Origin of the sequence: Romboutsia sp. 1001713B170207_170306_H8 (assembly GCF_015550495.1) — a bacterium.
In the GTDB taxonomy this organism is placed as follows: domain Bacteria; phylum Bacillota; class Clostridia; order Peptostreptococcales; family Peptostreptococcaceae; genus Romboutsia_E.
In genome coordinates this window covers 43,988-64,402 of record NZ_JADNAX010000002.1, presented here as the reverse complement: position 1 = coordinate 64,402, position 20,415 = coordinate 43,988, and the positions used below count along the sequence as shown (strand labels likewise).

Here is a 20,415-nt window from a genome sequence, read left to right as displayed (position 1 = left end):
TATGAGAAATGAGTGTATGGGGTTAATAAATTTAGATAAAAAGGGATATCCAAGTGTAAGCAAACTTAGTTATGCTAGGCCGATAGCATCAATTCCAATAGCAGGAAGATATAGAGTTATAGATTTTACACTTTCTAATATGGTAAATTCAAGAATGACAAATGTAGGTATATACGCTAAAGAAAAATATAGGTCATTAACAGACCATTTAGGTAGTGGAAAAGATTGGGATTTGAGTAGGAAGACAGGGGGGCTGTGTATACTTAGTCCAGAAAATACAAAATATCAAAATCAATATGAGGGTAGAAGTGGAGATATATACACAATATTAGCAAACATAGATTATATAGAGAAAAGCGAAGAAGAGTACATATTAATATCACCAAGTTATATGCTTTGTAATATAAACTATGAAGATGTTATAGCACATCACAAAAAATCTAATAATGATATAACTGTAGTTTATAAAAATATAGATAATGCAAATAAAGATTTTAAAGGGTGCTTAACTTTAAACTTAGATAACAATGATAGAGTAATTAACATAGGAAGTAACTTAGGTACTTTCCCAAGAGCAAATATATTTATGGAAATGTATATAATGAGACGTAAAGATTTTATATCGTGCATATATGAAATAGTTAACCTAGGAACATACTCTTATTTCCAAGATTTTATAACACAAGAGATCAATAATATACAAGTTGGTGCATATGAATTTAAAGGGTACCTAAAGTGTATAAATTCAATACAAAGTTATTATGAATTAAGTAAAGATTTACTACTACCAGAAGTATCTAAAGAACTTCTTTACTCAAATAGAAAAATATTAACTAAAGAAAAAAATCAAGCACCTACAATTTATAAAGAAAATTCAAATGTAAAAAACTCATTTATAGCTACAGGTTGTGTTATAGATGGAATAGTAGAAAATAGTATTATATTTAGAAAAGTGCATGTAGGTAAAGATACAGTTATTAAAAATTCAGTAATAATGCAAAATTGTACCATAGAATCAGATGTAGTTTTAAATAATGTTATATTAGATAAGAATATTTCAATATCAGAGGGGAAAGAATTAAGAGGCGATGAAAATTACCCTATGGTTATAGAGAAAAATCTAAGTATATAAGGGGGAAATTTTGGATGAAAGTTTTTTATGTGACATCAGAGTGTTGGCCTTTTGTAAAGACTGGGGGATTAGGTGACGTATCTTATGCGTTACCTAAGGCTTTAAAAAAAGAAGGTGTTGATGTTAGAGTAATACTACCTAAATACTCAACTATACCAACATATTTAAAAGATAAATTAAGAGAAATAGCTGTATTTAATGTCCAAGTAGGATGGAGAAATCAATACTGTGGATTATTAGAAATGGAGTATGAAGGAATTAAATTTTACTTTATAGACAATGAATACTATTTTAAAAGAGATGGCGAGTTTGCATATCTTTATGGATATGGTGATGATGCCGAAAGATTTACATTCTTTAGTGAAGCTGTTCTTAAGGTTATGGAAAAAATAGATTTTTATCCAGATGTGATTCATATAAATGACTGGCATACAGGTATGATTCCTTTAATTTTAAAAGATAGATATAGTCACTTAGAGAAATATAGCAATATAAAAACTTTATATACAATTCATAACTTACAATATCAAGGTGTATTTGGTAAAGAAGTATTAGGTGATTTGCTTAATTTATCATATGAATACTATGATAATAAATCTGTAGAATACTACGGTGGTGTAAGTTTTATGAAAGCAGGTATAGTATTTGCAGATAAGGTAACTACTGTAAGTAAGACTTATGTAGATGAAATTCAAACAGAATTCTATGGAGAAGGTCTAGATGGATTATTAAGAGAAAATTCACATAAGCTAGAAGGTATATTAAATGGAATTGACTATGATTTAAATAATCCTATAACAGATCCTAATATTTTCTTTAAATATGATATTAACAGCTTAGAGAATAAAGTTAAGAATAAATTAGAATTACAAAAAATATTAGGTTTAGAAGTTAACCCAGATATTCCTCTAATAGGTATAGTATCTAGATTAGTATCACAAAAAGGATTTGACCTAATATCATATATTATGCCTGAATTAGTAAGAGAAGATCTACAACTAGTTGTATTAGGAACTGGAGAACATCAATATCAATCTATGTTTAATTATTATAGCTCTCGTTATTGCAAAAAGGTTTCAGCTAGAATAACTTTTGATAGTGGTTTAGCACAACAAATATATTCAGGTAGTGATATGTTCTTAATGCCTTCATTGTTTGAACCTTGTGGAATAGGTCAAATGATGGCTATGAGATATGGAACACTGCCTATAGTTAGAGAAACTGGAGGCCTTAAGGATACTGTAAGTCCATATAATAAGTATACTGGAGAAGGTAATGGATTTAGTTTCACAAATTATAATGCACATGAAATGCTTTACTGCATCCAAAAAGGGCTTGAGCTATATAAAGATAAAAATATATGGTATAACTTAGTTAAAAATGCAATGTATACAGATAATAGTTGGAAAAAATCAGCTCAAAAATATATAGAGGTATATCAGGGAATTCTCAATTAAAGGAGAGATTTGATGATCACAATTAGCAAAAGGAAATTTAAACAAAACTTTGAAAGTAAGATGTATAGTTTATATGCACAGCCTATAAATGAAGCTAGCGATGAACAGTTATTAAATGTTCTTGCTGGTGTTTTGAAAGATCTTATTGCTAAAAGATGGGTGGACACAAAAATTGACAAAGAGAAGGAAGTATATTATTTTTCAATTGAATTCTTATTAGGAAGACAGCTAAAATCGAATTTATTAAATTTAGGTGTAGAAAATAATATAAGAGAAGGACTTAAAGAGCTAGGTATTAACCTTGATGATTTAATAAAGTCAGAGGTAGATCCAGCTTTAGGAAATGGCGGACTAGGAAGACTAGCCGCTTGTTTCTTAGATTCTATGGCATCTGTAGGTATGAGCGGTCATGGATATGGGATAAGATATAAATATGGCTTATTTAAACAAAAATTTGTAAATGGTTGCCAGGTAGAAGTTCCTGATAATTGGTTAACTCAAGGAAATTATTTATGGGAAGTTGTTAGGCCAAATAAAGCTATATTAGTTAAGTTTGAAGGTGATGTTTACTTAGAAGAACATCATGGAAGTTTAAAAGTAATTCATAAAAATTATATTCCAGTTATGGCTATGCCTTACGATATACCTATAATCGGTTATGAAAATGACTGTGTAAACACACTTAGATTATGGAAGAGTGAGATACCAAGAAGGGATTTTGGTCAAACAACAGCAAATGCTAGAAACTATTCAGCAAGCTATGAAGAGGCATTAAATTATAAGTATTATACAGAAGAGATTTCTCAAGTTTTATATCCTAATGATTCTAATTATGCAGGTAGATTATTAAGATTAAAACAGGAATACTTTTTTGTAAGTGCAGGAATACAAGATATATACAGAAAGTATAAAAAGCATAAGTTTGATATACATGAGCTACCAAATAAAGTAGCTATTCACATAAATGATACTCATCCAGCATTATGCGTCCCAGAGCTTATGAGAATACTACTAGACATAGAAGGACTTTCATGGGATGAAGCATGGGATATAACTAGAAATACCATATCATATACAAATCATACTATAATGTCTGAAGCTATGGAAAAATGGCCAACAGAAATGGTAAAAAAATTGCTACCAAGAATATATATGATAATTGAAGAAATTGATAGAAGATACAATCTTTATTTAAATAGTAAATATCAAAATAAAGATAAAGTAAATAATATGAGTATCATAAATAATGGAATGGTTAATATGGCTAACTTATGTATTGTTTCTAGCTATAGTGTAAATGGGGTCGCTAAACTTCATACGAACTTATTAGAAAAAGAAGTATTAAAAGATTTTTATGAAGATGAGCCATATAAATTTAATAATAAGACTAATGGTATAGCTCATAGAAGATGGTTAATTAGTGCAAATCCCCAATTAAGTGGATTAATAACTGATTTGATTGGACCTGATTGGAAGACTGAGACATTTAAATTAAAAGAGTTAGAGCTATATAAAAATGATAATAATGTATTAGATAAATTAGATAATATAAAATATGATAATAAGGTTTTATTATCTAACTATATAAAGGAAAAATATAGTATTGATGTAGATCCAAATTCTATATTCGATGTTCAAGTAAAAAGGTTACATGCATATAAACGTCAATTACTGAATTTATTGAATATAATGACTTTATATCATAAGATATTAGAAAATCCTAATATGGATGTACAGCCAAGAACTTTCATATTTGGAGCAAAAGCAGCTCCAGGATATTATTTAGCGAAGTGCATAATAAAAACAATAAACTCAGTTGCAGACTTAATTAATAATGATATTAGAGTAAAAGATAAGCTTAAAGTAGTATTTATAGAGAACTATGGTGTTTCTCTAGCAGAGCTTATAATACCTGCAGCAAATGTAAGTGAACAAATTTCAACAACTACAAAAGAAGCATCAGGAACTAGTAATATGAAGTTTATGATGAATGGTGCACTAACTATGGCAACGTTAGATGGTGCAAATGTTGAAATATGTGAACTAGTTGGTAAAGAAAATATGTTTTTATTTGGTTTAACGGCTGAAGAAGTATTGAATTATAATAAAAATGGAGGATATTCATCTATAGATTTATATCATACAAATTTGAGACTAAAACAAGTTGTAGATGATTTAGTAAATGGATTTATACCTAACTTAGGTAAAGAAGGAAGAGAAGTTTATGACTCTTTAATAACATATAATGATGAATATTTTGTACTAAGGGATGCCAATGATTACGAAAGAGCACAAAGGGAACTAAGTGCTTTATATAAGAAAAAATATGATTGGAACAGAATGTCTTTAATTAATATAGCTAATTCCGGCGTATTTTCTAGTGATAGAACGATAAAAGAATATGGCGATGACATTTGGTTTAAAGGGTGTGAGAAGAATGAGAAAATGTATAAGTTATAATTCTTGGGATGAAGGGTTTAAGGCTCCGTTTGGAGCCTTGAATACTAAGAATGAAGCAATTATAAATGTTATTACAAATAAGGATATAGATGTATATAACATATCTTTAGTAATTTTAGGGGAACATGAAGATTTAACTAATTTTGTATATGATAGAATAGAATTAAAAGAAATACAAAATATAGGGAATGAAAAAACTTTTACTTGTAAAATAAGACCTTTTGAAAAAGCTGGTATATATTTCTATTATTTTGAGGTTGAAGGAAAAATAGATGGTAATAATCAAAAAGTATTTTACGGTAAGAGTAAAAATGATGGTAGAGCTTGTGAATATAAATATGAAAATATAAACAAATATCAAATAACAGTTCATGAAGATATAAAGGTTCCTAATTGGTATAAGGAAGGTATACTTTATCATATATTTGTAGATAGATTTAATAATGGAAATCGAAATGACAAACCAATAAATCCTAAGAAAAATTCATTTATATATGCAAATTGGGATGATACTCCGATGTATATAAAAGATAAAAATGGAGATATAGCTAGATGGGATTTTTATGGTGGTAACTTAAAAGGAATAATAAATAAATTAGGATATTTAAAGAAATTGGGTGTTAGTATTTTATACTTAAGCCCTATATTTGAATCTTCTAGTAATCATAAATATGATACAGGAAACTATAAAAAGATAGATCCGATGTTTGGAGATGAAGAAGTTTTTGCTGAACTTATAGAAAAAGCTAAAGAAAAAGGAATGTCTATAATATTGGATGGTGTATTTAATCATACAGGAGCTGATAGTAAGTACTTTAATCAATATGGTAATTATGATAGCATAGGGGCTTATCAATCACAGGATTCAGAATATTCATCTTGGTATCGATTTGAAGAATTTCCTAATAAATATGATTGCTGGTGGGGAATTAAATCACTGCCTAATATAAATGAATTATCGCCAAGTTATATGAACTACATAATGTATGATGAAGATAGCGTAATAAAAAAATGGACTAAAATGGGAGTCAAGGGATGGAGACTAGATGTAGCTGATGAACTTCCTAAAACTTTTTTAAGTGAATTAAGAAAAGAATTAAAATCAGTTGATAAGGATGCAATACTTACAGGTGAAGTATGGGAAGATGCATCAAATAAGATAAGTTACGGCAAGAGAATGAATTATTTCTCTGGTGACAAATTAGATTCTGTATTAGGTTATCCATTTAGAAAGAATATACTAGCCTTCTTAAAAGGAGAATGTACATCTTTAGAATTAAGAAATAACTATATGGAAATAAAAGAAAACTATCCAAGTGAACTATTTAAGTCCAATTTAAATTTATTAGGAACTCATGATGTTAAAAGGATAAAAACTGAGTTAAATTGTGATAAAGATATGGTAAAATTAGCAGTCATAACACAAATGACTTCTGAAGGTATTCCATATATATATTATGGTGATGAAGCTGGTCTTGAAGGAAACACAGATCCAGATAATAGAAGAACTTATCCATGGAAAAATGAAGATGAAGAGATGATAGATTTTTATAAAAATGCAATAAATACAAGAAAAAAATATAAAACACTTACATATGGAGAAACAAGCTTTATAGATACCAAGAATGACAATGTATTTGGATATTTAAGAGTAAATGATAATTTAAATAATGAAGATTTACTAATATTAATAAATAGAGATAATACTGTGCAAAATGTATCTTTAGATTTAAATGGTGATGTGCTAGAGGAAGTTTATATTAAATATATTCCTAAGAAGTATGGTGAAATAATAGAAAAAGAAGATGGTGGAGTTTTCAGTAAAGGATTATTCAATATACAAATTGACGAAAAATCTTTTAGAATATTTACACTAAGAAAACATATAGTAGAATAGAGAATAAAAGTGTATCAAGTTATTAATTTGATACACTTTTATTTATTTTAAAATGTAAGTTCTTCATCAGATATATTGGTAGAAGTACTTTCATTAGATTCATTAAATATTTGAGGTGATTCATAGTATTTTTTATCACTAGATTTATTATGATCGAGGAATTTAATTTCATTACCCAAGACCCAAGTTTTATATTTATAAGATCCTTCAGAAGTTTCGTATCTATCAGTTCTAATGGAACCTTCAATAGCTACTAGTTTACCTTTTTGTATATATTGAGCGCAAATTTCTGCTCTTTTGCCCCAAAATTCAATTCTAATAAAATCAGATTCAACTATACCAATTTTATTTTTATAATTTCTACTAACTGCTATTGTAAAACTTGTAACAGTATTATTTGATTCTCCGATAAAGTTTAATTCTGGATTATTTATAAGCCTACCGATTAGAGTAATATTATTCATTAAATCACCTCAAGATAAATTTTATTTTATTTTGATTTTAGACAAATAAATAATATTAAATACAAAAAATAATAAAAAAATTATAGATATAATAAAACATGAAATTTCTTTATTAAAAAGTTTTTACCAGTTCGCATTAAAAAGAATTGTAAAAATGGTGAATATTTTATAAAATAAAGCCAAAACTGATTTCGGGTTAATAAAATAATAAAAAAATCTCTATATCAAAGGTGATAATTAATTTTTTAATGTAATCTATATAAATATAATGTATAATTAAAATATAAGAAAATAAAAAGTTCGAATACGGGGGAATTAAGTATGAAAAAGAAATTAACATTGACGACTAAAATATTACTTGGATTGTTTTTAGGATTCGTGTTTGGTTTAGCACTTAGTAAAGTTCAAGATGGATTTATAAAGAATACACTTTTACTAGATGGAATTTTAAAAGTAGTAGGTACAGGATTTACATCAGCAATAAAAATGATGGTAGTACCATTAGTATTTGTATCTTTAGTATGTGGAACATCATCTATGGGTGATGTAAAAAGGTTAGGACGAATAGGTGGAAAAACTATGTTATTCTACTTAGGTACAACTGCAATAGCAATCATAATATCTTTAGTATTAGGTAGCTTATTAAAGCCTGGTATAGGATTAGATATGAGTAGTATGGTTACAGGAGAAGTTACAATAGGAGAATCTAAGTCACTGGTAGAGATAATATTAAATATAATACCAACAAATCCAATAGCATCGCTGGCTAATGGGGAAATGTTACAAGTGATATTTTTTGCAATGCTTTTAGGAATATCTATGAGTATATTAGGAAAAAAATCGGAACCAGTTAGAGTAGTGTTTGAAAGTGCAAATGAAATATGCATGAAGATGGTAGGTATAATAATGTTAGCAGCTCCATATGGTGTATTTGCCCTGGTATCTACTACATTTGCAACAGTAGGTACTGATGCTATATTTGCTCTATTAAAGTATATAGTAATAGTATTATTAGGTCTTTTAATACATGTAACATTTGTGTATGGAGGTCTATTTAAAATATTTACAAGACAAAAAATAAAACCATTTATAAGTAAATTTAGTGGTGTTGCAGCTATTACATTTTCAACAGCGTCAAGTAATGCATCTGTTCCAGCTAGTTTAGAAATAATGGAAGAATTAGGTGTTAGTAAAGGTGTAAGGTCATTTACTATACCTATGGGTGCTACAATAAATATGGATGGAACAGCTATAATGCAAGGTATAGCAGCATTGTTTATAGCGCAGATATACGGAATTGATTTAGGAATGAATGATATGATTACTATTGTACTTACTGCAACATTAGCATCTATAGGTACAGCAGGTGTACCCGGGGTTGGAATGATAATGTTATCAATGGTATTACAATCAGTAGGGTTACCTCTTGAGGGTATTGGATTGATAATGGGTGTAGAAAGAATAATAGATATGTTTAGAACGACTGTAAATGTTATGGGGGACAATATTTGTACATTAATAATAGCAAATAGCGAAAAGGAATTAGATTTAAAAACTTATAATAGTGAAGACGTTGTAGATAATTTAATATAAATAGGTTAGTAAATATTGATCGGCTAAAGTAAATAGGGTATCTCAACTTGAGATGCCCTATTTTAATATGATAATTATATCCAAATATAATTTGTACAATAAATTATTATTTAGTTATTATAACTAGATATCTTAGCATATAGATAATTATGGACAAAGTTATTTATATGTTAGGAGGATGAACATGCAAGATAAATATAAAGTGAAAGAGATTTTAAAGTTTGCAGGAACATATATATCGGTATGCATAGGTTCAGGGTTTGCAACAGGGCAAGAAATAATGCAATTTTTTTCTGCACATGGAGTACATAAAAGTATTTTTTCTACATTTATTTGTATGATTATAATGTGTTATTGTGGATCAAAGTTATTAGAAATAGGGAAAAGTATTAACTTGAAGTCATCTAATGATATATTCACATATTTATGGGGAGAATCTATTGGAAATTTATTTAAAATGTTTATGCCAGTATTTTTTCTTTGTAGCTTTATAGTGATGGTCTCTGGAGCAGGTGCATCAATAAGTCAATATTATGGCATAGATAGAAATATTGGAAGTACACTTATGGCTGTCTTATCTTTAGTATCGGTATTAATGGGTATAAAAAGAGTTGTAGATATTTTAGGAAATGTTGGACCTATAATCGTAATAGTGTCATTAGCAGTTGGAATTATAACTGTATCGAGAAATTATTCAAGCTTCATCAATAGTGAAAATATAGTTTCAGCACTCAATGTAACTAAGGCAGTAGATAATTGGCACCTTACAGGTATACTATATAGTGGTCTTAATATAATAATGGTTACGACATTTTTAGTAAGTGTAGGACAAACATCTACTAATAAAATTAATTGTAGATGGGGTGGTATTTTAGGTGGGTTAGCTTTTATGTTGGCTTGTTTAGTTATTAATTTAGGGATATTATCAGATATCGAAAATATATGTTTAAATGAAATTCCCACTTTATATATGGCTAAAAAAATAGGACCAATAGTAGGTATTTTATTTTCATTTATACTTATAGCTGGAATATATACAACAGCAGTGCCTTTATTATGGAGTGTATGTAATAGTTTTGCAAAAGAGGGAACGTGGAAATTTAACCTTATAGCATTTTTATGTTCATTAATAGCTTTAATAGGTGGAAGAATTCCATTTTCGGTATTAGTAAACTTTATATATCCTATATCAGGAGCATTGGGAGTACTAATAATAATAGGTTTATTTATAAAAAACATATATGTATAAGATTTAGGTATACTGGTTGAGTAAATATACTTTGTAATAAATACAATTATAAAGTTATGTTAATGTCATACGGAGAAAATACATTTGCCTATATTATTGAAAAAATCTAAAAATTCTGAAAAAGTAAAGAAATTTATAATAATAAGTGGTATAATCATAAATAAAACTAACAAGAGGTGAGGTTATGGGGGAATATAGTTTTAAATATGGAGATACCACATTAATTACATGTATAAAAGATGAGCATATTATTCATTTGCTTAAACCAAAACATGTAGATTCTATAATAGATATAGAAAAAAAGTTAATGAAGTTTTAGATAATCCTATTGGAACAGAAGCACTTCGAGATATTATAAAGCCAGGTGAAAAAATATCTATAATAGTAAGTGATATAACCAGAGCTTGGATGCAGAGTAATAAATTTGTAATACATATAGTAAATTATCTTTCATATTTAGGCGTGAAAGATGAAGATATGTTTGTAGTAATAGCTTTAGGTGGACATAGAAAAAGTACAAAAGAAGAATTAATAGCTGTTGTAGGAAAAGAAGTTCTAGATAGAATTAATGTATATGACCATGAATGTGAGGATAAAAATGAACTAGTTTATTTAGGAGAATCAAGTAGAAAGACTCCTATATATTTAAATAAGAGAGTATATGAAGCAGATAGAGTAATATTAACTGGAGGAATAGTATTCCATATATTTGCAGGATTTGGAGGAGGTGCTAAGAGTATACTTCCAGGTGTTGTAGGAATAGATACAATACAAGCAAATCATAGACTTTGTTTTAATCCAGGAAAATCAAGTGGTCTTAATTTAATGGCAGGACCTAATATAGTACAAGGTAATCCACTAAGAGAAGATATGAATGAAGTTTGTAAAATTGTAAATCCAGACTTTTTATTTAATGTTATTCTTGATACAGAAGGAAACTTTATAAAATTTGTAGCGGGACATTTTTATAAAGCATGGTATGAAGGTGGCTTATTTATAAGAAGTCTTTATGGAGTTCCAGTACAAAGTCAAGCAGACATAATAGTGGCATCAGCAGGAGGATTTCCTAAAGATATTAACTTATACCAAACTATAAAGACCATGGATAATGCATTGTATGGCGGAAAAGAGAACAGTGTATTAATATTAGCTAGTGAATGTAGGGATGGATTAGGTGCTGATGAATTTGCAGAATGGTTTAAGTATACTACCTTAGAAGATATGGAAAATGCATTAAAAGAAAACTTTACTGTACCAGGATATGCAGCTTATAAAACAGCCTATACAGCAAATCATAGAAAAGTTATATTTATATCCAATTTAGATGATGATATAGTGAAAGATTTTAATATGATACCATGTCATGATTTAGATGAGGCCATGAAGTTAGCTTATGAAATTTGTGAAATTGAAAATCCAAAAATAACTTTGATGCCATATGGAGGTAATACATTACCTATATCAATGTAAAAAAGAGTTGTATAAAGTACTTAATGTATTTTGTACAACTCTTTTTTACTTTATTATTGTAGTTTTTGATTATTTATAACAAATTTCATTAAAAAAAATATAGGTATAGTAGAAATCACGGGAGCAAGCATTGGTGCAAATACTTTGCTTATTCCTAATATATTAACCATAAATATAATTACTCCCATATTTAATATATACTCAAATATATAAACTAAGAAAGTAAGCAAAAATTTTTTTAATGAAAGTTTACTATTTTTAAATGTATACTTTGAGTTTAGAAAGTAAGAGGCACTTATGCTAATGACACTGACAATAGTATAGGAAACTAAATAATTTATTTTAAATTTTAAAAAAAGCATAAGATAAAAAAACTGAGATATCCAAAAGTTGCTTATTCCAACTATATTAAATTTTATATATTCAATAAACTTAGATTTTAAGTTGCTAAATTGTATAGAAAAGTGTTTAGACATATTAGCGATCTCCTTATAAGTCATAATATAAAATATTATATTATATATTAATAAAATTTATTTGTATATAAGTTATTATTCCAAGAATTATAAAATTAAATTAAAAATATTTGCCTTTGACATAAATATAAAAAAGTCCTACTATTTAGTTAAAAGTAAATGTATAAATATCAAAGGGGGAAAATAAATGTCAAATTGTGGATCTTGTCCATCAAGTAAATCTTGTAATAAAGAACAGTCAAGCTGTGGAGTAAGTAATAATCCTAAAAATAAAATTAATCGAATAATAGGGGTAATGAGTGGAAAAGGTGGAGTTGGAAAATCAACTAGTACTGCTTTAATAGCAAAAAGTTTAAGGAAGAAAGGGTATAAAGTAGGTATATTAGATGCAGATATAACTGGACCTAGTATACCAAGGTTATTAGGGGTTAGCAACTTAAGAGCTAATACAATAGACGGAGAATTACATCCTGTAATAAGTAAAGATGATATAAAAGTAATGTCTTTAAATTTATTAATAGAAGATGAAAATCAACCTGTCATATGGAGAGGTGCAATGATATCAAATGCAGTTAAACAATTCTATACAGATGTTATATGGGGAGATTTAGATTATCTTATTATAGATATGCCACCAGGAACAGGAGATGTGGCATTAACAGTAATGCAATCAATTCCTCTAAATGGAGTAGTTATGATATCAGTTCCACAAGATATGGTCTCAATGATAGTTTCAAAAGCAGTAAATATGGTGAAAAAAATGAATATAGATATAATAGGTGTAGTTGAAAATATGAGCTATATACTATGTCCAGATTGTGGTAAAAAAATTCGAATTTTTAATAGTAATAATAGTAGGGATTTTTTAGATGAAATGAATTTAAATTTATTAGGATCATTACCAATGAACTCTGAAATAGGTAATGTTTCAGTTGGAATATATGAGAGTGATGAAAATTTAGATGATCTATTTAATCCTATAGTAAATAATATGTTAAATTCATTAAATAAAATTGAAAATGAAAAATACATAATCTCTACTATATAATAATGTAATTATCATTAAATCTGGAATCTGGAAAAGTTATAGTATTAGGAGGTTTTGTTATGAAGCAAACTAGAAGTTATGATAGTATAAAGTTTTTTCCAGAAAAAGGATATATTGAATACTGCGTAAAAAATGATGATAATTTACAAGAAATAAAATTAAGTAATGATGAAATGAAGGCAATTAGCTTAAAAGATGTAGAAGGTTATAGTAGTAAAATATGTTCTAAAAAAATGGGAATAACATTAAAAGATTTTGAATCATTAATTAATGAAGCTAGAAAAAAAATAGCAGTAGCACTAGTTGATGGGAAAAATATAAAATTAACGATAAAAGAAAATGATCCTAAAGAAGATGAAGATTTAGATAACAAAAAAGTTTGTAAGTTTAGATGTGCTACATGTGGATATATTTATTATGTAAATTATGAATACCAAGATATAGTATGTCCGAAATGTAAGTCGACAAAAGTTATGTCTAGCGAAGATGCAGGATTTTCAAAAAAGTGGTCTCTTAAGAAATAGATAATAATTGACTAAAGAAAAGCAGTCTGATATTATAACTTTAATGCCATAATCACAGAACTTGAATTCTTTATTCAAAGTTTTGGAATAGAGGAGATGACAAGGTGAAGATATTAGATACTGTAATAATCGGAATTGATTTAATGTTATTTATGTATTTTTATAATGTAGCGATAAATACAACTGATATGACTACAAGACTGATAGCTTGTGCAGCTATGACTTTTGAAGTTTATTTTATTAGAAAACATATAAGAATAATGAGAAGATTAAATGTAAATAAAAAAGAGAATGTAACTAAAGATAAATAATAGTTAATTACAAAAGTACCTACATTTAGGTGCTTTTTTGTTGTAATTTATAAATTTTGGATAAATTATATAATATAAATTAAAATTAATTAGGAGGACATTATGAGTAGACAATTTGAAATAAGTTATTCTTTTGGATATGTGTATGATAAAAGTAAATTAATAGCAATGTATCCAGTAGGTTCAAATGTAATTAGTGAAGATGAATATGAAATGGAAGTAGAAGTGGCATTTTTAGAAGATGGTATAAATGCAGCTTTTAAAGAAGAGGATATTAAGTTCGCAAATGATACTATGAAACCATTGGAAATGTTTTTAATGAAGCCAAATAATATAATACCTTTTGTTGATACAATAAAAGATTTTGATACAAAAGAAGAACTAACTAAGCTTATAACAGAATTTGATAAAGAGTATGAATTAAAGAATGAGTATATACAAAAAGGTTATGAAATAAAAGATTATTATGATGTATTTAAAAATGTTACTAAATACATACCTAATGAGAACTTAGATAATTTAAATATATTAAAAATTGAATCTGAAAAATTTGATATGAATAAATTTTTAAATGATATAAAGGAAAATCTGGATGAAGTAACGGAAGCAAATCCTATATTTATGGAAAAAAGTGAACTTACTCCAAGATTATTTATAAAATCAAAAAGTGCGAATAGTACTAAATGTTTTTATATTCCATTTGCTACATACGGAAGTTCATATGATGATGGAATCGTTTGTGCAAATAAAGAAAGAATTGAAGATATAGATTCAGATATGGGTGATTTAGAGATAACAGTTACAAAAGATGCAGGATACATAATTGAAAATATAAATAATATTTTAACTTTTAAAATAAGTAATTTTAATTCTAAGACAGAAAATAATAATCAAATAACTCAGGTTGTTGATTATGGAGGGATAATTAAGCCAATGATGATAGAATTTTTAAATTCATACATCAAAAATTAAACTTTTAAAAATATATGAGTAGTTTTTATAATATAAATAAGTAGGAGATCTTTTGATATCCTACTTATTTTTTTATTATATAATTAATTTATAAAATTTAGGGGAGATTATTGTGAGTGTATTAAATATAGAGCAAATTAAATATAAATCTAATGAACTAAAACAGTGGATTGTAGACATAAGAAGAGATTTACATAAAACACCAGAACTTGCAATGAATGAAGTTATAACTAAAGGTAAAATTAAGAAATATTTAGATGAGATAGGTATAGAATATAAAGAATTTAATGATAACTATGGAATAATGGCATATATAATTAAGTCAAATGCAAAAAAAACAATAGCTATAAGAGCTGATATTGATGCCTTACCGATTGAAGAAAAAAATGATGTTGAGTATAAGTCTTTAAATAAAGGTATAATGCATGCTTGCGGACATGATGCTCATACTGCAATATTATTAGGCGCATGTAAAATATTATATGAAATAAGAGATAGTCTAAATATTAATATTAAATTCTTATTTCAACCAGCGGAAGAAAATATAGGTGGAGCTAAATATATGATACAAAATAAATGTTTGGAAAATCCAAAGGTTGATTATATATTTGGACTTCATGTCCAACCTTATTTAGAAACATCATTTATAGAATGTAAGTATGATACTCTGAATGCAAGCGCTAATGGATGTAAAATTAGAATAAAAGGTAAAAGGGCTCATGGAGCATATCCTAATAATGGTGTAGACTCACTAATTGCCTCATCTCAACTTATACTTGCTTTACAAAATATAGTTAGTAGAGAAATAGAACCTTCTAATATTAGTGTTATTACATTAGGAAAAATAAATGGAGGAGAAGCTCAAAATATTATTTGTGAAGAAGTGAAGATTGAGGGAACTATAAGGGCGCTTACAATAAAAGATAGAGAATTTATACTCAATAGAGTTTATGATATGGTTGAAAATATATCTAAAGCGCATAGATGCATTGGACATATAGATATTGACCCAAACTGGTATCCTCCAGTAATAAACAATAATTATTTGGTAGATATAGTGAAAGAAAATACACGTAAATTATTAGGTAAAGATAATTTTTTATTAAAAGAATATCCATCTATGGGGGGAGAAGATTTTTCATTTTATACGGATAAATGTAAAGGTGTATTTTTTCATTTAGGATGTGGAAATAAAGATAAAAATATAATTAGTCCACTTCATACAGCAAATTTTAATATAGATGAAGGGTGTTTAACAACTGGAGTTATGATGCATGTAATTAACACATTGTATTTCAATTAAGGATAAAAAGCAAAGTTACTTTAAACTAAGTGACTTTGCTTTTTATTTATATTAAAAACAACATAGATTTTTATATATTGTTAAAAATAATATAAATATATTACGACAATTGATAAGGAGAAAATAGTATGAATAAAAAAAGTGTAAAAATAATCCCTTTAGGAGGTTTGGGAGAAATCGGTAAAAATATTACAGCAATAGAGTATGAAGATGAAATAATAGTTATAGATTGTGGAGTATCTTTCCCAGATGAGGATATGTATGGAGTTGACTTAGTCATACCGAATATAAGTTACTTGATTGAGAGACAGGATAAGGTAAAAGGTTTATTTTTAACACATGGTCATGAAGATCATATAGGAGCTATACCATATATAATAAAACAATTAAATATGCCTATATATGGTACAAAGTTAACTTTAGGGCTAGTTGAAAATAAGTTAAAGGAGCACAAAATGTTAGACTTATGTACTTTAAATCCGGTTAATGCAGGATATATGGTGAAATTTGATAATATGAGTATAGAATTTATTAGGGCAACACACAGTATAGCAGATTCTTGTTCATTAGCCATATTTACACCAATTGGAACTATAGTACACACTGGAGATTTTAAAATTGATTATACACCTATTGATGGATTAGTTATGGATTTAAATAGATTTTCAACATTAGGGGATGAAGGTGTATTATTACTATTAGCTGATAGCACTAATGTTGAAAGAGAAGGACATTCACTTTCTGAAAAGGTAATAGGAGAAACACTAAATAGAATTTTTAGAAATGCAAAAGGTAGGATAATAGTAGCTACATTTGCATCAAATATACATAGAATGCAACAAATAGCAAATGCATCTATAAAAGAGAATAGAAAGATAGCTTTTAGTGGAAGAAGTATGGAAAATGTATCACAAGTAGCTATGGATTTAGGATATTTACATATACCAGATGAATCTGTTATAGATATTGATGATATTAATAAGTATCCTAATGAAAACATAACTATAATTACAACTGGAAGTCAAGGTGAATCAATGGCAGGTCTTTCAAGGATAGCTCATGGATCACATAAAAAAATTGAAATAGATAAAGATGATTTATTTATAATATCGGCATCTCCAATACCTGGGAATGATAAGATTATTTCAAGAGTTATAAATCAACTATTTAGAAAAGGTGTAGAAGTAATATATGAAGATTTGGAAGATATACATGTATCTGGACATGCATATAGAGAAGAACTAAAGTTAATACATACATTGGTTAAACCTAAATACTTTATGCCTGTTCATGGAGAGTATAGACATTTAAAACATCATAGTGATTTAGCTATAAAACTTGGAATGAGTCCTGAAAATGTATTTACATTAGAAACTGGTCAAGTATTAGAAATATCAGAGAATGAAGCTAATGCAAATCAGAAAATACATACAGGTGTTTTATATGTAGATGGTATAGGAGTAGGAGATGTAGGTAATATAGTTTTAAGAGATAGAAAGTACTTAGCAAATGATGGTATGGTAACAATAGTCTTAGCTATAAATAGAGATACATTTGAGATTGTAGCAGGACCTGATATAATAACAAGAGGATTTATTTATGCTAGAGAATCAGAAGACTTAATAAATGAAATCAAGGATATATCAAGAAATGTAGTAGAACAATGTTTAGAAGAAAAAGTTATAGAATGGCATATTTTAAAAAATAGTATAAAAAAATCTGTTGAGAATCACTTATATACAAAGACAAAGAGAAGACCTAGTGTATTTCCAATAATAATGGAAGTATAAAATTTGATTAAAAAGTAATGTCAAAAATCAAAGTTGTCTCATAGTATAAGCTAGGAGTTAAAAAACTTCAAAAAAATTATATAGGGGGACAACATAATGTTAGACAGATTTTTTGGAGACGATGGATTCTTTGGTGGATGTGGATGGTGGATAATAGTATTATTCTTCTTATTCTTAGCATTCCAAGATGTATGGGTAGATTTTGATATATGTGCATGGATACCATTCTTAATACTATTATTAATAGTATGTGGATGTGGAGACGTTTTTGATAGTGGCTGCTGCTAATCAAATTGATGTAAAAAGTACCGATTAACTTCGGTACTTTTTTATATAAAATAAAAAAATATATACATAAATTTATAGAATATTGAGTGAAAATAATCTTGAAAAATATTGTCTTAAATTGTATAATATAAACTTAGTTAAAAAGAAAAAATAAATATAAACTTTTTAACAAAATACAAATACAAATATATATAAAATACGGTTATCAAGTAAGAAATAAAAATTAAATATTTAGTGAGGTGGCACAATGAAAATAGGATTTGATCATAAGAAATACCTAGAGGAACAGTCAAAATATATACTAGAGAGAGTTAATAATTTTGACAAGTTATATTTAGAATTTGGTGGAAAGTTAATCGGAGACTTACATGCAAAAAGGATATTACCAGGATTTGATGAGAATGCTAAAATCAAAGTATTACAACATATGAAAGATAAATTAGAAGTTGTTATATGTGTTTACGCTGGTGATATAGAAAGAAATAAAGTAAGAGGAGATTATGGGATCACTTATGATATGGAAGTCCTAAGGTTAATCGATGACTTAAGAGCATATGACTTAGATGTTAACAGTGTTGTAATAACAAGATTTGAAGGACAACCTGCAACTACAGTATTCATAAATAAGTTAGAGAGAATGGGGATAAAAGTATATAAGCATGCTCCAACAAAGGGATACCCAACTGATGTTGATACAATAGTTAGTGATGAAGGATATGGTGCAAATCCTTATATAGAAACAACTAAACCTATAGTTGTAGTAACAGCTCCAGGACCAAATAGTGGAAAGTTAGGAACTTGTTTAAGTCAGTTATATCATGAAAATAAAAGAGGAAATAGCGTTGGATACTCTAAATTCGAAACATTCCCAGTTTGGAATTTACCGCTTAAACATCCAGTAAATATAGCTTATGAAGCAGCTACTGTAGATTTAAAGGATGTTAACATGATAGATTCATTCCACCTTGAAAGATATGGTGAAACATCAGTAAACTACAATAGAGACTTAGAATTATTCCCAGTACTTAAGAAAATAATAGAAAAAATAACTGGAAAAGAATCTATATTCCAATCACCAACAGATATGGGCGTTAATAGGGTTGGATTTGGTATAATAGATGATGAAGTAGTTAGAGAAGCTTCTAAGCAAGAAATAATAAGAAGATACTTTAAAACTGCATGTGAGTATAAAAAAGGTCAATTTGATAAAGATGCATTTGACACTATAAAGTTAATAATGGAACAAGTTGGATTAAAGCCTGAAGATAGAAAGGTTGTTACACCATCTAGAGAATACAGTGCGAAGTTAAAAGAAACTGCAGAAAAAACAGATAGTTGCTCAGTTGTAGCATTAGAACTAGTTGATGGAACGATACTTACAGGAAAGAGTTCAAATTTAATGAATGCAAGTGCAGCGGCAATATTAAACGGAATAAAACATTTAGCTAATATATCAGATGATATGCATTTATTATCTCCTGCAATTTTAGAACCAATTGTAAATTTAAAAACTAAAACATTAGCAAGTAGAACTCCAGAATTAAGTTGTGAAGAAATACTAATGGCTTTAAGCGTAAGTGCTGTTACAAATCCAACTGCTCAAGCAGCTGTGGAAAAACTTCCAATGTTAAATGGATCTCAAGCTCATTCAACTACAATATTAAGTAAAACAGATGAACAAACATTTAGAGAACTTGGCATAGATGTGACTTGTGATCCAGAATATCCATCACAAAACTTATATTACGCTAACTAACAAAATAAAAGTATAGAAAATCAGACCATGCTACAATAGTAGAATGGTCTTTTTTAAATATAAAATACAAAATACAAATAAAAATATACATAAAAATAAATTTACGGTTATCAATAAGGAATAAATACTTAGTTCCTTGGAATACTTATTTTAAATGTTTTTAAGGGATTTTGCAAGAAAAACTTTTAAAAATACAAAAAAAATATTTTATAATAATTATTAACT

18 protein-coding genes are annotated in these 20,415 nt (G+C 27.6%); 16 read left to right on the top strand and 2 right to left on the bottom strand.

The annotated features are described in order from the left end of the window. The first annotated feature begins 1 nt into the window (after position 1). From glgD to I2A66_RS04945, 4 genes are read left to right on the top strand one after another with little or no spacing between them, the layout of a single operon-like run. Positions 2–1,132, top strand: coding sequence for a glucose-1-phosphate adenylyltransferase subunit GlgD (gene glgD / locus I2A66_RS04960; protein WP_122641027.1), 1,131 nt, complete (start codon positions 2–4; stop codon positions 1,130–1,132). Positions 1,133–1,146: 14 nt separating this feature from the next. Continuing rightward, complete coding sequence (glgA, locus tag I2A66_RS04955; RefSeq protein ID WP_147516308.1) at positions 1,147–2,589, top strand: glycogen synthase GlgA; 1,443 nt, start codon at positions 1,147–1,149, stop codon at positions 2,587–2,589. Positions 2,590–2,601: 12 nt separating this feature from the next. Further along, complete coding sequence (locus tag I2A66_RS04950; protein ID WP_195251134.1) at positions 2,602–5,049, top strand: glycogen/starch/alpha-glucan phosphorylase; 2,448 nt, start codon at positions 2,602–2,604, stop codon at positions 5,047–5,049. After that, positions 5,027–6,946 (top strand): glycoside hydrolase family 13 protein, encoded by a 1,920-nt coding sequence (locus I2A66_RS04945; RefSeq protein WP_195251132.1) that lies wholly within the window; start codon positions 5,027–5,029, stop codon positions 6,944–6,946. Before I2A66_RS04950 ends, I2A66_RS04945 begins: the two co-directional genes overlap by 23 nt. Positions 6,947–6,993: 47 nt before the next feature. Here the strand turns inward: I2A66_RS04945 and I2A66_RS04940 are convergent, their stop codons facing one another. Further along, the gene (locus I2A66_RS04940) at positions 6,994–7,410 is read right to left on the bottom strand and encodes a single-stranded DNA-binding protein (protein ID WP_195251130.1); all 417 of its coding nucleotides are present in this window, start codon (positions 7,408–7,410) and stop codon (positions 6,994–6,996) included. Between the two features lie 321 nt (positions 7,411–7,731). Here I2A66_RS04940 and I2A66_RS04935 point away from each other — a divergent pair, with 321 nt between their 5' ends. The 4 genes from I2A66_RS04935 to larA all read left to right on the top strand — a co-directional run bounded on the left by I2A66_RS04935 (position 7,732) and on the right by larA (position 11,722). Continuing rightward, a complete protein-coding gene (locus I2A66_RS04935) occupies positions 7,732–9,003 on the top strand; it encodes a dicarboxylate/amino acid:cation symporter (protein WP_122641022.1) in 1,272 nt (423 codons plus the stop codon). Positions 9,004–9,187: 184 nt separating this feature from the next. Continuing rightward, positions 9,188–10,252, top strand: coding sequence for a YkvI family membrane protein (locus I2A66_RS04930; protein ID WP_122641021.1), 1,065 nt, complete (start codon positions 9,188–9,190; stop codon positions 10,250–10,252). A gap of 184 nt (positions 10,253–10,436) precedes the next feature. Further along, positions 10,437–10,571: a hypothetical protein gene (locus tag I2A66_RS17400; protein WP_279309964.1), complete on the top strand. Its 135-nt coding sequence runs from the start codon at positions 10,437–10,439 to the stop codon at positions 10,569–10,571. 8 nt (positions 10,572–10,579) lie between these two features. Further along, complete coding sequence (gene larA / locus I2A66_RS04925) at positions 10,580–11,722, top strand: nickel-dependent lactate racemase (protein ID WP_147516312.1); 1,143 nt, start codon at positions 10,580–10,582, stop codon at positions 11,720–11,722. 53 nt (positions 11,723–11,775) lie between these two features. On the opposite strand, the gene I2A66_RS04920 is transcribed toward larA, so the two are convergent. Further along, positions 11,776–12,198: a GtrA family protein gene (locus I2A66_RS04920; RefSeq protein ID WP_164489088.1), complete on the bottom strand. Its 423-nt coding sequence runs from the start codon at positions 12,196–12,198 to the stop codon at positions 11,776–11,778. A gap of 187 nt (positions 12,199–12,385) precedes the next feature. Between I2A66_RS04920 and I2A66_RS04915 the strand changes: the two genes are divergently transcribed. The 8 genes from I2A66_RS04915 to I2A66_RS04880 all read left to right on the top strand — a co-directional run bounded on the left by I2A66_RS04915 (position 12,386) and on the right by I2A66_RS04880 (position 20,190). Next, on the top strand, positions 12,386–13,246 hold the full coding sequence (locus I2A66_RS04915) for an Mrp/NBP35 family ATP-binding protein (protein ID WP_147516313.1): 861 nt from the start codon (positions 12,386–12,388) through the stop codon (positions 13,244–13,246). Between the two features lie 59 nt (positions 13,247–13,305). Next, positions 13,306–13,770, top strand: coding sequence for a DUF134 domain-containing protein (locus I2A66_RS04910; protein ID WP_122641017.1), 465 nt, complete (start codon positions 13,306–13,308; stop codon positions 13,768–13,770). A 104-nt stretch (positions 13,771–13,874) separates the two neighbouring features. After that, positions 13,875–14,081, top strand: coding sequence for a hypothetical protein (locus tag I2A66_RS04905; protein ID WP_122641016.1), 207 nt, complete (start codon positions 13,875–13,877; stop codon positions 14,079–14,081). Positions 14,082–14,183: 102 nt separating this feature from the next. After that, entirely contained in the window at positions 14,184–15,053 is an 870-nt protein-coding gene (locus I2A66_RS04900) for a hypothetical protein (protein WP_147516314.1), read from the top strand. Between the two features lie 112 nt (positions 15,054–15,165). Continuing rightward, positions 15,166–16,356, top strand: coding sequence for a M20 metallopeptidase family protein (locus tag I2A66_RS04895; protein WP_195251128.1), 1,191 nt, complete (start codon positions 15,166–15,168; stop codon positions 16,354–16,356). 128 nt (positions 16,357–16,484) lie between these two features. Further along, entirely contained in the window at positions 16,485–18,146 is a 1,662-nt protein-coding gene (locus I2A66_RS04890; protein ID WP_147516316.1) for a ribonuclease J, read from the top strand. A gap of 96 nt (positions 18,147–18,242) precedes the next feature. After that, the gene (locus tag I2A66_RS04885) at positions 18,243–18,434 is read left to right on the top strand and encodes a hypothetical protein (protein WP_195251127.1); all 192 of its coding nucleotides are present in this window, start codon (positions 18,243–18,245) and stop codon (positions 18,432–18,434) included. Between the two features lie 247 nt (positions 18,435–18,681). Continuing rightward, a complete protein-coding gene (locus I2A66_RS04880; RefSeq protein ID WP_195251125.1) occupies positions 18,682–20,190 on the top strand; it encodes a DUF1846 domain-containing protein in 1,509 nt (502 codons plus the stop codon). Positions 20,191–20,415 lie beyond the last annotated feature (225 nt).